A 16,193-nucleotide genomic window follows, 5' to 3' on the forward strand; every position below is an offset into this window, starting at 1 on the left:
TCAAAATTGAACCTGAAAAATAGTACCTATGGTCAATATTTTGAAAAAGAGCAAATCGATACTGAGCGATTAAAAGTGATGTATTCCATTTACGAACAGTATTATGAAAATACGAGATTTTCTATTTTCGTAGATGATTTTAAAAATAAAAGTGGTGCGATCTTAATTTTTGACTCGGAAACAGATGAGATTGTGGGGTTCTCAACCGTTGTTGTGCAGCACTTCTATTTAAACGGTAAAGACTACACTGTGTTATTTAGCGGTGATACTGTCATTTTGAAGAAGTTTTGGGGTACACGTAGTCTGCAAAGTACCATGCTCAAACTCATGATCAAGCTTCGAATCAAATATCCATTTAACGAACTCTATTGGCTACTCATTTCTAAAGGCTATAAAACCTACCTCTTACTCGCCAATAACTACTATGTGTATTACCCAAACATTAAAGATGAAAACCAGCATCTCTCGGAAGTAGTCGAGCACTACTGTGAGAAATTCTTTGGGGAATACTACGACCGTCAAGCTGGCTTACTCAACTTTGGTGATGACTATCAACCATTAAAAGGTGAAGTCGCACCGATTACTGCCGAAATGAGACAAAAGAACCCAAATATTCATTTCTTTGAGCAGATGAATCCAACATGGAGTGCGGGTACAGAATTACCGTGTATTGGTCGATTAGGCTGGAAAGATCTTGCACGTTTCCCAGTAAAGCTCATCACCAAACCCACGAGTAAAGGAAAATTTGAAGCCTGTGTAACACATAAAACAAAACGTAGAGAGGCCATCCAATGAAATCTAATGAATGGCTAACTTTGGGTTCGCATCTGATTTTAAAAAAATGGTGTGATGCATCCGATCGTAATTTTCAAAAACAGTTTAATGCGTTAGAAGCGACACAACGTCAAATCCTGCATTCGATCTTACAGACCTCTACATTTGCTAAAGATAAGAAAGTTCAAAACTATGAGCAGTTTGTAAAATCATTTCCTGCGACACGTTATGGCGCATGGCGAGAAGACATTCAACGTTATCGTGAGCAAAAGCTTTCACTATCTAGCAGTAAGCTGGTTCGTTTCCAACCAACCAGTGGCTCGAGTGAACAAATCAAGTTTATTCCATACACCAAGCTGTTTTTAGATGAGCTTGACCATGCGATTGCGCCGTGGATGGCGAGTTTATACCGTAAATGTCCGGAGCTGAGTTCGGGAACGCATTACTGGTCGGTGTCATGGTTACCTGAAAGCCAGCGTGAAGTTTTAAAAGATAAAAACTTAAATGATGATAGTGCGCTACTGGGTGTAGGTAAGCGAATTTTATCTAAGTTTACCCAAGCGGTTCCAAGTAATGTTGCATTTGCAGCCAATGCTGATGATGCACTCTTTGCCACGATTTGCTATTTGGTGGCAAACCGTAACTTAGCCATGATCTCGGTGTGGAGTCCAACTTTTGCGCTGCAATTGCTTGAGCGTTTGGAGTTACTACAACAAGACGTGATTGAAGTTTTACAAAGTGGTTCATGAGGCAATCGTCAGGCTTCATTAAAAGAAGTGACCGCACCGCATAGTCCTGAAAGCGCTCAAGCCCTAATTGACAGTTCAAACGGCGAACAGATCGACTTCAAGCAGCTATGGCCAAAGTTAAGTTTAGTGTCGAGTTGGGATACAGCAGGTTCAAAAGCTTGGGCCGAAAAATTACAAGAGAAATTACCCAGTGTTCAGTTTGAAGGAAAAGGTCTATGGGCGACGGAAGGCGTAGTGACTATTCCCTATAACGACCAATACCCACTGGCGTATCAAAGTCACTTCTATGAATTTGAATATTTAGAGGATGACAAACAAGGTCAAATCATTCCATCGTGGGAACTGGAAGAAGGTGATGTGGTGAGTCCACTCATTACCTCAGGCAATGGCTTGCTTCGTTACTGTATGGATGATTGCTTACGCGTGACTGGCTTTATAGAGCAAATCCCATGTTTTGAGTTCCAAGGCCGCCGTTTTGGTGTAGATCTGGTCGGTGAGAAACTCGCACCTGAAACAGCTCAGCAATTATTGTCGCAGTTAAATGAAACCCAATCGAAAGCAATTTCTTTACTAGCGATTGATACCGAGCAACACGTTAAGCCGTTTTATTGTGTGCTGTTTGAAGGTGAAATTCATCACAGCATTAGCAATGAATATATCGACAGTATCTTGCGTCAAAACTTCCATTATGAACTTGCGCGGAACTTGGGACAGCTCGACCAGCCTCAAATTCGCCAAGCAAATAATGGTTGGAATGCCTACAAAAAATTGGTCATGTTTGACGGCATTATCGAAGGCAATATCAAGCCTGAACCACTCAAAAAAGTCACCCTCAATAGTTTGGAACAACTATGAAAGGGATGAAGCAATTTAATACTCGGGTTTTAACACTTCGACACGCCTTGTATCTTGGCGTGTTGCTTGTGTCGAATACACATGCCATGACTCTAGACGAGGCATTGTCTGCCAGCTTAAGACATGAAAGTCAGCTTGAAGTCAGCCGTTTAAGCGTGAACCAGTCAACCGCTATGCTTGAACAAGCGAAACAGCGTGATGGGCTTAAAGTCAATTTAGTCGGGCAACTTGACTATGAAAGAATAGATACGCCTTCACAAGTCCTGTTTCCAACTGAAGGAAACCGTAAAGGTCGAAGTTTACAATTGCAGGCAGATTATCCGATTTATACCTCTGGACGACACCGTTTAGGAATAGATGTTGCCGAAAGTCAGCTTTCTGCGCAAAACCAAGGTTTGTCAGACCAGAGATCGGAAACTATCTTAAATACTGTGATGGTTTATACCGACGTATTAAAAAAGAAAGCGATTTTAGAACTTAGACAAAAGACCATGGCGAATCTGCAACGGTCTTTATATGAATCTAAGCGCCGTTTTGACGTGGGTATGATTACCCGCGCGGACTTGGCTCAGGTTTTGGCACAAGTTGCCCAAGGACAAGCCGATATTACACAAGCTCAATCTAACTTAACCGTAAGCGAAGCACAGTTTTATCAAGTGACAGGTGTAACGCCTGAAAACCTTGCTGCAATTAAGAAACTACCCGCTATTCCCGCTAACTTAGATGAAATTTTGGCTCAAACCAAAAATCATCCAGCTTTAATGCGTAGCAAATACGAAAAGCAGGCTGCCGAGAAACAATATGCTTTAACTAAACGTGAACTCTGGCCAACAGTCATGCTCACCAGTCGTGCCGGAAAGCAAGATGAAGCAAGCTATATTGGTTCTGAAAGTAATAACTATATGGTTGGGGTGCAGCTCAATGTACCGCTCTATGATGATGGCTTAAATCGGGCCAATGTCAAAAAAGCACAGGCCGATATAGATTTGGCGAACCAAAAAACGCGAAGTCTTGAACTAGATTTGAATAAGCGTACACGCACGAGCTATGCGCAGCTTCAAACCATTCGACAAAATAAAGAAGCACTGGCAAATGCCATAGAGGCCGCGTCGATTGCTTTTGTCTACACACGTAAAGAGTTTGATGTCGGCACCAAAACCACGTTTGATTTGCTCAATACCGAGCAGAAGCTACTCGATGTACAAACCCAGAAAACAGTGAATGACCAAGACGAAGTCGTGTTTGTCTATCAGCTACTCGACCAAATGGGGCGTTTAAATAACTTAGTGCCCGTACAGACCGCACAACAGGTGAATAATGAATGAAAACAAATCCACCACTTGCTGATAATACCCTGATTACCCGAGAAGCAACTCTGGCAGACGATCAGGCTTTAAGAGACTTGATCGCCGTACCCATGACCACCAAAGGCATACAAATTAGCTTTCAGCGTGAACCCAGTTATTTTAGAGCGTCTGACATTGTGTATCGACATAAATTGCATGTCGTGATTGAAGACACTGAGAGTCAGAAGCATGTCGCTTGTTATAGCAATGGTCATCGCCCATGTTATGTCGATCGGAACGTACAAAACTTACGATACGCTGGTGATTTGCGGGTAGACCACAACTATCGCGGCAAATCACTGGTTAAGGTTTTGGCAAAGCATGTAAAACAGACCATGCATGAACCGAACTATAGCCAAATGATTATTTTTGATGATAACCACGCGGCGCGCGCTGCCATTCAAACAGGCAAAACGGGGATGCCCGATTATTATGATGAAGGGCTCATCGAGACATTAAGTCTGACCGACACGGGTGCAAAAAGAAAAATCACGGCTTTCTTAAAGCAAGCTTCTAAGCAAAGTGACATACAAGAAATTCAGTCCTGTGTAGCCGAAGCTAAACATGTAGAAGCCATGAATCAGTTTGTTGCCGACATGGCAGAGTTTTATAACTTTATTCCAGCTTATAACTTTGAAGAACTCGCCCAAGGGCATCAGTATTTTTCAGGGATAAAACTTTCAGACTTTTTGCTTTATTTTAAAGGTGAAAAACTGGTGGGCATGTTTGGCTTATGGGATCAGCATAGCATTAAGCAAACCAAAATTTTACATTACAGCTCGGTCATTGGAATTTTTAGACCCGTTTATAACTTGTTGACACCAATTACTAAGGGCATGCGTTTGCCTAAACTGGGTGACTCTATCAAGTACCATATGCTACATACGCTTATGTGCCATCCACAAGATTTGGCTTTGCATCATAAAATGCTCGAAGATGCCTATAACAAGTCAAAACAGCAGGGTGTTGGTGTGGTGAGCTTTACGCTTTCACATAAAGACCCGCGCTATCAGCTAAACCAGTTTTATAAAGGTGAGCGTTTAACAGGAATGCATGGTTTTATTAGTTATGAAGGCGACCCACGACCACATTTTGATAAAAACTTGATTCCATATTTAGAAGTCGGGCGTATTTAACTTTGAGAGAGATTCGCCGTAGATCATAAATGAGCAAATATATGCGCAAAATGGTGAATGTTAGCTAGAGCAAGAATCTTTTTTCATGGTAATTTTGATTACGTTACAAAATCAAATTGATCGTCTTATATTTTATAAACTTAGCTAATTCGACCTTTTCATTCCAACCTATCTTGGGCTGTTGAAACAATTAACATGGTTTGAAGGTAATAATCTACTCGTGAGTGATTATTGTCCTTATGTGAGTTATGCGCATTAAAGGCTGCATCATGAAGTTTCACGATTCGAGCGATCGGATTCAAACTACAACGAATTAAATATTCTTCGCGTGTTTCAGTTTCCCGTTTAGTTAATGCATCAACGGCATCACGGACTTCTTTTCCGAACAAACTTTCGATTTTGTCTAGGGTAAGAGGTGTGTCTTCAACGCTATCGTGTAGAAGGGCTGTAACAATATAGACTTCTGAAAATCGATGCTCAATTAATGAATTGACTACACCTTTAATATGGTAATCAAAGTAATCATGAGGACCATACTTTTGACCTTGATGCGATTCTTTTGACAATTTCTCTGCTAATTCAACTTTATTTTGAGTCATTTTTTGCTCTTATCACTTTAAGTATATGACGCGGCCTAATTTGGGAGTTTGGTCGCTTAAGTAATAATTTTATACTGAATACTCAAATAGGCATATATAAAAAGCAGCCCCGAAATGAGACTGCTCATTTTTAAATGAATTCATAAGTTTTAAATATTTGATAAAGTGAATGAGCTATTACCGCCTGTTAAAGCGACGTTCGTACCATTGATTAATAGAACAGGTTTATTTCCACCAATATTAGTTACGGCTAGGCTACCAAACCACCAATTGTTATGTCCAACATAGTGACCTTGAGCGAGATATACGGGAATGGAAGCCGACGAAGTTTGCAAATTAACGCCAAAGTAAAAGTTAAGCTTGCTAGGCGTGTCGCCACTACTTTGACTATCAGCAAACATGTGACTACCTTTTTGTAATAGTTCAACATATTTATCAGCAACCTGCGAAGAGCCGCTACGGTTACAGTCTAAAGTGATAGTCCAAACATTTCCTTTTTTAGTAATGGAGGGTGGCGGATCACAGGTTTCGCCGTCTGTATATACAACAGAACCATCAATATATGTGATATTGGTTAATAGCCCAGTATCATCAGTAATAACAACAGTGTTGGATGAAGTTGACATGATTAAATCCTCTTAAATTATGTTTTACCCAATCGCTTTATTTTATTGTTTATAAAAGTAATCGCGCTGGATGCTTTGTCTGGTATTTTAAATACCATTGGTTATAAAGCGTTTAAAGTATGATTTATTTGTATGCCTTAGGGTTATATTTTGTCTTTATTAAAATACCATTTGAGTTGGGTGGTTAATATATTATTTATTCAAAATTAAATTGTTTTTGATACAAATTATTTTTTATTGGGGTTTTTTCACTATATTGTTTTTTGATGTGGAAATGGTTTTATTTTTTATCAAGAAAGATAACTTTTAATTGAAATGTGATTAATATTGATAATTGAAGCACTAATTAAAAATAACATTATTGTTTTTTGTATTGTAAGTATTTGAGATTGTTAATATTTATATTTTTATTTAGTCTGATTAAATTTATGGAGCTATTATTAAGTTGCATTAATATTTTAATTTAAATGTGGTTTTTATAGGTTCTAATTGGGTGGTGCTATAATAAATATTAATCATTAAAAATAATAGATATTTTATACATAATAATTATTTAGATAGAAATATTTATAAATATTAGTGCTATGAAAATAAAATCCATTAATTTTAAAATTTTATTAATTACGTTGTTAATATATAGGAGGTAATTGTAGATCCTTTAAATAGTGCAGATTATCTTTTACTTGCTTTCATAAACTCATAAAAGAAAAGAGTTGTCCAATATTTAAGCCAAACTAGGCCTTAAGTTTTGAAATTTTAAACTTTAACTTAATGATATAAAACTTGATTGTAAATATTACTTAAGAATCTCCTTAATTATCTAATTAAATGAAAAATAATAACTATTTAAATAATTTCTAGCCAATTTCACATTGACACCTTAAATATTGAAGATTACCATTTGCGGGCTGGCCTACATTGCCAGTCGGTTGTCGCAGACCGTTTTAAGACCACATCAGGATTATTTCTTCTGAGGAATAGTTTTGTGTGCACATCTCGTTCCCTCCCGTAGCGGTAGGACGGGAGAGGGACACCCTCGGGTGTGCTGGATGTCTTAACCAGTCTGCGAACCCTCTTCCGTTCTGCCACCATAATTCTAATGTTTTGGCAGAACTCCCAATAAAAAGGAGTTGGCTTTGCACATCCATCATTTATTGGCAGCCTTTGCCAAAAGCTATAACGACACAGCTTAAAACCATTAAAGCAGCTTGATCGCCGTAAGGCTTTTTCAGGCTTTAGCTTGTTATTACTTAAAACTTAGACAATTAAAACTTGAGATGTGCCAAGCATAGTCTTTAAGGCTTTGCTATGCCTTTTTTTTCTCCCAAAAGGCAGCGGTTTTTATATCTCATTTATATACAACAATAATTTTATAACGGTAAAAATATGCCACATTTATTTCTCCCAACACGTGCATTAAAAGTTGTAAATAAATCAATTGAGTTATTTCACTACGACGGGTTTCATCTGGTCGGCGTCGACAGAATTGTGAAAGAGTGTGAAGTTACCAAAGCGACTTTTTATAACTACTTTCATTCTAAAGAACGGTTGATCGAAATTTGCCTGATTGTGCAAAAAGAACGCTTAAAAGAAAAAGTGGTTTCAGTGGTCGAATACGACCGCAGCACAAACGCAATGGATAAACTCAAAAAACTCTATCTTTTACATGCAGACCTAGACGGGCTGTATTACCTGTTATTTAAAGCTATTTTTGAAACAAAACTGACTCATCCAAAAGCCTACATAACCGCCGTGCGATATAGAATATGGCTCACCAACGAAATATATAGCCTGCTTAGAGCACTTAACGCCGATGTTTCTTTTACTGATGCCAAATTATTTTTATATCTAATCGAAGGCGCTGTTATTCAGCGTTTAAGTTCGGATGAGGTGGATGAAAGGGTGTTAGAGGTGTTTTTGAGGGGGATGGGGTGAGAGAAAACGCTATAAAATTCTGTTCTGTGATTTTATAATATTAACTATTGACCAAATTTAATTTTGATCAATAGTTAATGCAATTTCTAAACACTATTAATGCTATCTAATAAAGTGCTGGAATAATTTAACTATCTAAACGTATTGTTGAACTGCGATTTTCAAGTTTAATATTTTTATCCTTAATATCAAAAATATCTTTCAAATATAGAGCGGTACTTGCTTTACCGCCAAAGTATGATGCTCCTAAGATCAGACCGACATATACTACACATGAAAGAATTTTATAAAATGAATATGTATTATTATCTATGCGTTTACTTAAAATTAAATCTTGAAGGAAAAAAACTTCAAATATTATTAAACCTAAATAAACTAATACAGCAAAAATAAGTATTGTTATTGCAGTTGATTTGATTTTCTCAATTGTTTTTTCTTTAAAAACATATTCTAAATATACCTGGTCATTTACTATAGTTTGTTTCATAAAGAAATAACTAAAATTTAAGTCTGAAAAAAGCTTATTGAAATTCCATAAATTATTAATTCTTTTATTAAACAAACTATAGTGATATCTCTTAGTTCCCAAAAATTGATTAGTGATATATTGGAATTGAATAGGTTGCAATGAATTTTCATCTTTGTTGAATTTTTCACATGCATCCAAGTAATTATCCAACTCTATCTTATCTTTTTCGAAATTTTTCTTTTTTAGTTCAATACGAAATCTTGGTGAAAAAAACCATTTAACAACTGTCCCTAAAATACCAAGCCCTACTAAAGCTTCTAATATTATTTTAAACCACTCCATATGTAACCTCCAATTTATTAATAGGTCTTTATCTAAACAAAAAAGTTAAAAAGTATCCAGATAGAAAGGTCAGTATTGCGTCACAATTTGACGCGTATAGTTTGAGTACATAACTTTTCTTTTACTTTTTAAAATACATAAAAGGCTTGTTTGGGGGCTGATATAAGATATCTACAGAGCAGCCCATTTATCACTTAATTTTTATATCCAAATTCTTTTCCAAAAATGAATCACTTTTAGTTTTCCAGACATTAGCAGGGACTGGATGTTTGGCACCATGAATAAGTTCTAAAGTATTCGGAATACCTTTATTGTCGAGTAATTGATGAAGCTGAGTACTTTGTTTTGGGTCAACAATTGGGTCTTTAGTGCTAACAAATATAAGAGTAGGTGGATATTGTGATGAAATCGGTAACGATGATCTAGCCGCTGATGCAGTTTCTATATTTTTTGCAGCAGTAATGGATTCATTTATTTCTTTCATTACATTCAACGGTAGCGTTCTAGTGTTAGAACGCCACTGAGCATACATACCTTTAAAATCATAAAAGCCCGATACCAGAATCAAAGCGTTTATCTTTCCAGAGTCAGCCACGACATTTGCTATAGACGCGCCACAACTAATACCAATCACCGCAACTTTATTAGGGTCAACATGAGGTTGTGAGCGAGCAAAATTAATGGCTTGTATAAGATTATTTTGTGAAGCTTTACCACAAAAATCTGATTTTCCAGAGGACTCACCATATCCACTCATAGATACAGCAACACTGAAAAAGTTCTTTTTACTATATTCATTTAACAAGCCAGAGCGTACAAAGGCTTTAGCACCTTGTTTATCTTTTTGAATGCCATGTAAAAAGATAATTGCTGGATACTTTTTATTAGCTAAGAGTTCTGGTTCTTTCCAATAAATTTCAGTTATTTGATTATTTGCTGTTAAAAGTTGATGCTGCGCTTGTTTGGTATAAATATAAGGAAGAATAGATATACGAAAAAAGACATAGAAGCCAATAACTAAAATTAAAGGGAAGATGTAAAACAAGATCTTTTTCTTATTAAGAGGCATATAGAACTCTATTGTAGTTATTTATAAGTATGCGTGATTCTCTAACTATTGAAATTTAAAATCAATATATAAGTTTATTAATTGTTTTTGCTAAATTGGATTCCCTCCGAATGCGGAAAGGCTTCGATAGATTTTTGATTTATGTCGAAAATGAGATCTTAAATTTGTCATGAGGACACCTGTAAATTAGCAGGGAATATCGCCTATGGATTGCTATTTAAGAAGTAAGGATTGAGCAGCTATATTTTTTAGGTATTTCGGTACTCTAGATATAGTAAGTTTATTAATAGCTAACAATAAATCTTGATCAATGCTATTGAAGCCATATGTGTGACAAATATTCGTACAAAGATAGTTGAATAATTGAGCCGTAACTTCAGCATCTGCTTCTGCACGATGAGCTGTGCCATTAAACTTAATATTGAATAAGTCTGCCATTGCCCCAAGTCGATAACTGGGTTGATGAGGTAAAATACGGCGAGCAAGTTTCAAAGAACAAATAAGTCCATTGTGTGATGGATTTAACTCCTGTCGAATACTTTCTGCTTTTAGGAATTTCTCATCAAATCCTGCATTGTGAGCAAGTAAAGGATCTGTTCCAATAAAGTCCAATAGAGAAGGAATGACTTCTTCCACTAAAGGAGCATGATTAACCATATCTTGAGTAATACCAGTCAACTTTGTGATGTAGTATGGAATATTTACACCACAGTTTATTAATGAAACAAAACGTTCTGTGATTTCACCTTCTACAATACGTAAAGCCGCAACTTCTGTAATACGATCGCCAGCCTCAGGGCTGACTCCTGTGGTCTCGAAATCAAGTACAATGATTGGCGAAACATTCATAAAACGCTTTCTCTATTAGAAATTAGGTATTAAAAGCACAATACTTTTCATCATAATAGCTTTAAGTCAAAGATAGCACTAAGTTAACTTATCTTAATATTGAAATTATATTAGTAAGTGATATGTTTAGCTGTTAGGTTATGCCGAGCACAGCCCATTTACACGGGCTTATAAAGAGTGGCCGGGTAAAACGCCACAACAAGCCCGAGAGGAAATGAATAACTGAGGGTAGAACCTCTTAAAATAAGATGTGCATATGTTTTGAGTGTTTATTCATCGTTTAACGTACATTCAAAATTACTTGGGTTTTCTTTACATCTCACTTTTTTCAAAAAGTTCATCATTTTAGGGTCATAGATACCTGCCTTGGTTAGCTGTATCCGTGCTTCGCGCATCATTTTCATATAATTTAATTGTTCGTTTTTAGGAATATCCATCCAATATTTTGCAGGAATATCACTTTCATATTTAGCAATAATGCGAAAGGTTCTATTTAATTGACTGGCTACCCAAGTTCGCGACTTTTGCCCAAAACCTGCTGGAAACTGATCTTTACGAATAATGAAGTTTGCCGAAATTTGAGTTAAAGGGAAACGAATGATAGCTCCTTTCTCACCTAAACCTTTGTGTAGTTCAAAAGGTTTAAATGCAACAATAGGAGCAGGGACAATATCAATTTCATGGTTATTAAATTTCGCACCCGCATTGGTGACGTCTACAGATACAGCCTGACCACCGACATGTTGAACAAGCTTTGGTTGGGCTTCATCATATTTAAATACACCTATTTTTTTACCGGCAGCTTTAGCGAGTGTATTGATACTTCTATCATTTACAAATAAATATGCAGGCCCAATTGTTCCTAAGCCTGCAATTTCGTAAGGACCTACAACCATGTTTTTTGCGGCCATTGGTGAGGACAACAGCTTATAGGCATTAATTGCCGTTTTCATATTTGTTAATGCGCCAACTGCATCTAAAGATCCTGTATATTTATTAAACTGACGACCACGTAAGCCACTAATAATAGCGCCATCACATTTTCCAACTTTTAAATCTTCAGCCGCAACTCGTTCATCAACATATGCTTTTAAAGATAGATCAGCTCCCCAATTTTTGGCCTCAAGTGCATAATCTTTGGCTAAAGCGAAAGCATCTCCCGATTTACCAATTGGGTCAAACACACAGACGACTTGTTGTTTTGCATAAAGAGTTGTTGTTAAACATGTACTTGTAATAAATAAAATAATTTTAAAACGATCCATATTTAGTTATCCATTATTTAAATTATAAAATTTATTTTATAAATCTGGGTCAGATTAGATATGACATTTAAACAAAAATTTTAAGGGAAAAAGTCAAAAGACAGCTTAGGGTTAGCAAGTCATTTAATTATTTTTTAGAATATTTTTTGTCCGCTTTACGGACAAAAATCTCATAAAGCGGTATTTTCTCTATTCTTTTTATATCCTTAAATAAACTTAAAAATTAGTTTATCCATTACCGAATGGAGATTAATTTATGGAAATCTTAAAAACAAAAATTGCAATTATGGGCTCAAGACTAACGGGCCTATCAAACAGTGAGATAGAGATTCTAGCGAGTAGTGCAAAGCATCGCATTGGACTATCTAAAGGTATCAATGATAAGCAAACCGTAGTCGATGGATAGACCTAAGTGCTCAAAGACTGGATGTAAACATATCAACAAGAAGATTGGAAAACGATTATTAGAATTTAAATTATTTTTTGGAGTTAAATATGAGATTTAAAAAAGGATTTTTAGCACTCAGCCTAGGTTTGCTCTTTATAAACTTGGGATGTACAGACAATGATAGTGCCGACAATATTGGTGCTGAAAGTATTTATATTAATGGAAAAATTTATACCGCTAAAGATAAAGACTCTTTTCAGCAAGCAATCGCCGTTGCCCATGATGGAACCATTATAAAAGTGGGTAGTAACGAAGAAATTAAAAAAATTGCAGATAGCAAGACACAAGTTTTTGACCTTGATAACAAGGTTTTAATGCCAGGTTTAATTGATAGTCATATTCATGCTTTAGCTTCTGGTGTAGAGGCTGTATTAGCAACCATGGATAGTGACGATATAACAATAGATATTTCCAAGGTGGAAGCAAAACTTAGACAATCGAGTCTGGATGGTACGGGTGTTGCTGGAGATGTTCTATTTTTAAATGGTCTATCGTCAGAATATTGGGAATTAGCTGACCAACTCTCCAATGTATTTAACAATAATGAATGGAAAGATCGCCCAATTGCCTTAGTGGGTAGCGACCATCATACAGCATGGGCAAACCAAGCACTTTTAAAAAAAGCAGGTATAGACGCAAACTTCATTCAGCAATTAAGCCCAGATGATCAGCAAAATATTGCACATAATGAAAAATTTGAGCCAACTGGATTTGTGGTCGATTCAGGCTGGGATATGGTGAGTGATAAAATTCCATCTGTATCACATGATCTGCTTTATAAAGGCTCTAAAGAAGCAATCAAATACTATAACAGTTTAGGCATCACGGCATGGATGGATATTGCTGCGAATGCCAGTCCCAATAAGGGAATTACCAATATTAAAAATACAGAGGAAACATTAGGGATGATTCCAATGTATAAAGAATTATCTCAGAAAGGAGAGTTAACGGCGCGAGTTTCTGGGTTACATGTAATTAACTCAAAAAGTACGCCTCAAGTTTTTAACATCATTGAGTCAATCAATAGTAAATATAAAAACATAGATAACTTTAATTTAATTGGTGTAAAGGTATTTGCGGATGGAGTGTTAGAGTTTCCCGCCCAATCGGCTGCACTACTTGGCCGATATTCTAATAGTAACAAGCAAGGGACTTTATTATTTGATCCAAATACCTTTAAGTTAGTTGTGGATGAAGCTGACAAGCGAAATATGCTGGTTCATATCCATGCCGTTGGGGATAGAGCTGTACAGGAATCTTTAAATGCAATTGAATATGCTCGTTCAAAACGTCAGAGCAATGTCCCACATAGTATTACTCATCTCCAGCTCGTAGACCCTAAAGACTATAAGCGCTTTAAACAAAACAATGTGATTGCTTCTATGCAACTAGCATGGGCCTACGAAGACAGTTTTAACAAAGAACTGGTAAAACCTTATATTGATGCAGCTTCTTATAAGGGGATGTATCCTGCACATTCGTTGTTGGTTAACGGCGCGACAATTGCAGGCGCAAGCGATGCACCAGTTTCAACCGCCAATCCTTTTGTTGCCATGGCTACAGCAATTACAAGAAAAGGAATTGAAGGAGATATTTTAAACCCAGCGGAAGCGATTGATCGAGATACCGTATTTAAGGCTTATACGATTAATTCGGCTAAGGCACTTTATTTAGATAAACGCATCGGCACGCTCGAACCGGGCAAAAAAGCCGATATGATTTTAGTAGATCGAGATATTTTTAAAGTTTCACCTGAACAGTTGGCTGAAACAAAGGTGGTATGGACTATTTTTAATGGGAAGAAAGTCTATCAACAGTAATCAGGCTATTTAGGTTTTAAGTGGGCTGAGGAGAAATCAGCTCACTCACTGGGCAGCTTTATAAAGCAGTATTGCTAAAATTCGCTTCATATTACAAATATAGTAATGAGCAAAAATTTGCGCAAAATTTAGATATTTAAATGGAAATGCGCAAATATATTCACAAAATCTCTTTTTTATAGTATTTTTGAGAAAATATTTGCTCATTTACTGCCATGAAAAAATTAACAATACAAGCCTTACTAGATAAAAACTGGGTAGATATAGCAGACCTAAAACTGCTAGAACCTAAGTTGGGTTCAACGAGTGGCAGTGAATTAGAATATGAATTGGATTATGCAATTCAATATTTAGACAGACGAGATGAGCATGCCTGTAGTCTATCACTTCCTGTACAAATTCTTGTAAAACATGAATCGAGCACATGGTTTGGTTTTTTAGATGATATCGTGCCTTCTGGTGCTGCACGACGTTATTGGGTGAATTATCTAGATTTACAACGGTTAACCCATGCCGAGCAAGATAGTATTTTATTAGAAAAAGGGGGAATTGCTCCTGTTGGTAATTTACGGATTAAAGAAGCACTTCCACCTATAAATCCAGAATCAACCTTACATTTACGTTATTTTAGCAAGGAAGATGTTGCTGAGCGTAATATTGATTTTTTGGAGTACGCTCAGCAAATGGGTGCCATTAGTGGTGGTGCAACTGGCGCAGGCGGGGAAGCTCCCAAATTACTTATCCGAGTTTCACCAGAACAAAAAGTCTGGATTGATACTTATCAAGAAAATTTTGATCAACCAGATCAGCATTATTTAGTGAAATTTCCGAGAAATAAACGTAGCGAGATTGATTGTGACATTCTCAGAGCCGAATATTATTACTATCAGGTACTCAATGAATTAGGTTTCAATACGATTGAAACAACACAAATGAAGCTCATTGAAGGTACAAAGTATCCTTCTTTGTGGCTACCAAGGTTTGATACAGAATGGCGTAATCAACAATGGCATCGCCATGGCTTAGAATCTGTTTATTCGGTGCTAAATAAATCTTCTGGTAGTCACCTTAACCATTTTGAAGTGATTGAAGATCTATGTAGATTACTGAGTAGCATTGATTCAGATTTTGATGCTTCACAATTCATTTGTGAGTGGTTACAAAGAGACTTACTGAATATTATTTTCGGTAATTCAGACAATCATGGTCGCAATACATCATTTCTAAAAAAATCTGGAAAAATTTCTCTTTCTCCTATTTACGATTTTGCCCCCATGAAAGCCGATCCAGAAGTAGTGATAAGGTCGACCACTTGGGGAAGTCCGTATGAAGAAGGGGGGGAATATCGTTGGGCTCAAATTACCCAAAAACTTGCGCCTAGGTGTGATCCCAATTTATCTCTAGACAAGTTAAAGACTTTGGCACGTAATCTAGTTGGGCTAAAACAACGATTGGTTGATAAAGGAGTCCCAAAACAAATTATTGAAATGCCAGCACTGTCATTTGATTACATAGAAGCTAAATTGAAAAGATGGGAACTGCTATGAATATAAAAAATCAGACCCAAGACCGTCAGCAAGTTCTTATCGATTTATATAAACAATATTTATTGAGTGAGATTACGCTGGGACAATTGCTGTCGCATTTGCGAAAGAATGTACTGGGTTTGTCGCAAGAACAATATGCTGCTTTGGTGGGTATAAGCCGTCGGACTTTAACTGATATTGAGCAGGACAAAGGTAAACTTACTCAATCAGTGTTAGATAAGGTGTTTAAGCCACTGGGTCTAAAAGCAGGTCTTGTACCTACGCATGAACATATTGTTGGCAAAATTATAAAGCCATCCGAGTAAGAAACTAAAGTATTCTTGATCGACATTCTCTAGTCTGGAAGCGCGATGAAATTTTATTG

At 36.6% G+C, this 16,193-nt stretch carries 13 protein-coding genes and 2 pseudogenes; 9 read left to right on the forward strand and 6 right to left on the reverse strand.

What is annotated here, in order from left to right:
- Positions 1-6 precede the first annotated feature (6 nt).
- From F936_RS09760 to F936_RS09775, 4 genes and pseudogenes are all read left to right on the forward strand, one after another.
- A complete protein-coding gene (locus F936_RS09760) occupies positions 7-795 on the forward strand; it encodes a hypothetical protein (RefSeq protein ID WP_171061254.1) in 789 nt (262 codons plus the stop codon).
- A pseudogene (locus F936_RS09765) lies at positions 792-2,378 on the forward strand (GH3 family domain-containing protein). Before F936_RS09760 ends, F936_RS09765 begins: the two are co-directional and overlap by 4 nt.
- Positions 2,375-3,703 carry a TolC family protein gene (locus F936_RS09770; protein ID WP_005047061.1) on the forward strand — a complete coding sequence of 443 codons (1,329 nt, stop codon included), beginning with the start codon at positions 2,375-2,377 and terminating at the stop codon, positions 3,701-3,703. The pseudogene F936_RS09765 and the gene F936_RS09770 overlap by 4 nt, the downstream one beginning before the upstream one ends.
- Positions 3,700-4,860, forward strand: a complete 1,161-nt coding sequence (locus tag F936_RS09775; protein ID WP_005047064.1) for a hypothetical protein — start codon at positions 3,700-3,702, stop codon at positions 4,858-4,860. Before F936_RS09770 ends, F936_RS09775 begins: the two co-directional genes overlap by 4 nt.
- A 158-nt stretch (positions 4,861-5,018) precedes the next feature.
- On the opposite strand, the gene F936_RS09780 is transcribed toward F936_RS09775, so the two are convergent.
- Positions 5,019-5,459: an HD domain-containing protein gene (locus tag F936_RS09780; RefSeq protein ID WP_005047067.1), complete on the reverse strand. Its 441-nt coding sequence runs from the start codon at positions 5,457-5,459 to the stop codon at positions 5,019-5,021.
- A 149-nt stretch (positions 5,460-5,608) separates the two neighbouring features.
- Positions 5,609-6,085, reverse strand: a complete 477-nt coding sequence (locus F936_RS09785) for a hypothetical protein (protein WP_005047069.1) — start codon at positions 6,083-6,085, stop codon at positions 5,609-5,611.
- Positions 6,086-7,471: 1,386 nt separating this feature from the next.
- Between F936_RS09785 and F936_RS09790 the strand changes: the two genes are divergently transcribed.
- Positions 7,472-8,020: a TetR/AcrR family transcriptional regulator gene (locus F936_RS09790; RefSeq protein ID WP_005047071.1), complete on the forward strand. Its 549-nt coding sequence runs from the start codon at positions 7,472-7,474 to the stop codon at positions 8,018-8,020.
- A 127-nt stretch (positions 8,021-8,147) separates the two neighbouring features.
- Here the strand turns inward: F936_RS09790 and F936_RS09795 are convergent, their stop codons facing one another.
- From F936_RS09795 to F936_RS09805, 3 genes are all read right to left on the reverse strand, one after another.
- Positions 8,148-8,831: a hypothetical protein gene (locus F936_RS09795; RefSeq protein ID WP_005047072.1), complete on the reverse strand. Its 684-nt coding sequence runs from the start codon at positions 8,829-8,831 to the stop codon at positions 8,148-8,150.
- Positions 8,832-9,021: 190 nt separating this feature from the next.
- Positions 9,022-9,900, reverse strand: coding sequence for an alpha/beta hydrolase family protein (locus F936_RS09800; RefSeq protein ID WP_005047074.1), 879 nt, complete (start codon positions 9,898-9,900; stop codon positions 9,022-9,024).
- Positions 9,901-10,113: 213 nt separating this feature from the next.
- Positions 10,114-10,749, reverse strand: a complete 636-nt coding sequence (locus F936_RS09805; RefSeq protein ID WP_005047075.1) for a 3'-5' exonuclease — start codon at positions 10,747-10,749, stop codon at positions 10,114-10,116.
- Between the two features lie 130 nt (positions 10,750-10,879).
- Between F936_RS09805 and F936_RS19530 the strand changes: the two are divergent.
- A pseudogene (locus tag F936_RS19530) lies at positions 10,880-10,975 on the forward strand (hypothetical protein); the annotation flags it as partial.
- 43 nt (positions 10,976-11,018) lie between these two features.
- Here the strand turns inward: F936_RS19530 and adeT1 are convergent.
- Positions 11,019-12,014, reverse strand: a complete 996-nt coding sequence (gene adeT1 / locus F936_RS09810) for a putative multidrug efflux protein AdeT1 (protein WP_005047079.1) — start codon at positions 12,012-12,014, stop codon at positions 11,019-11,021.
- A 495-nt stretch (positions 12,015-12,509) separates the two neighbouring features.
- On the opposite strand from adeT1, the gene F936_RS09815 reads away from it, so the two are divergent.
- The 3 genes from F936_RS09815 to F936_RS09825 all read left to right on the forward strand — a co-directional run bounded on the left by F936_RS09815 (position 12,510) and on the right by F936_RS09825 (position 16,134).
- Complete coding sequence (locus F936_RS09815; RefSeq protein ID WP_005047085.1) at positions 12,510-14,282, forward strand: amidohydrolase; 1,773 nt, start codon at positions 12,510-12,512, stop codon at positions 14,280-14,282.
- Positions 14,283-14,497: 215 nt separating this feature from the next.
- Entirely contained in the window at positions 14,498-15,829 is a 1,332-nt protein-coding gene (locus F936_RS09820; RefSeq protein ID WP_005047094.1) for a type II toxin-antitoxin system HipA family toxin, read from the forward strand.
- A complete protein-coding gene (locus tag F936_RS09825) occupies positions 15,826-16,134 on the forward strand; it encodes a helix-turn-helix domain-containing protein (protein WP_005040627.1) in 309 nt (102 codons plus the stop codon). The genes F936_RS09820 and F936_RS09825 overlap by 4 nt, the downstream gene beginning before the upstream one ends.
- The last annotated feature ends 59 nt before the right edge of the window (positions 16,135-16,193 follow it).

The organism is Acinetobacter calcoaceticus DSM 30006 = CIP 81.8 (genome assembly GCF_000368965.1).
Taxonomy (GTDB): domain Bacteria; phylum Pseudomonadota; class Gammaproteobacteria; order Pseudomonadales; family Moraxellaceae; genus Acinetobacter; species Acinetobacter calcoaceticus.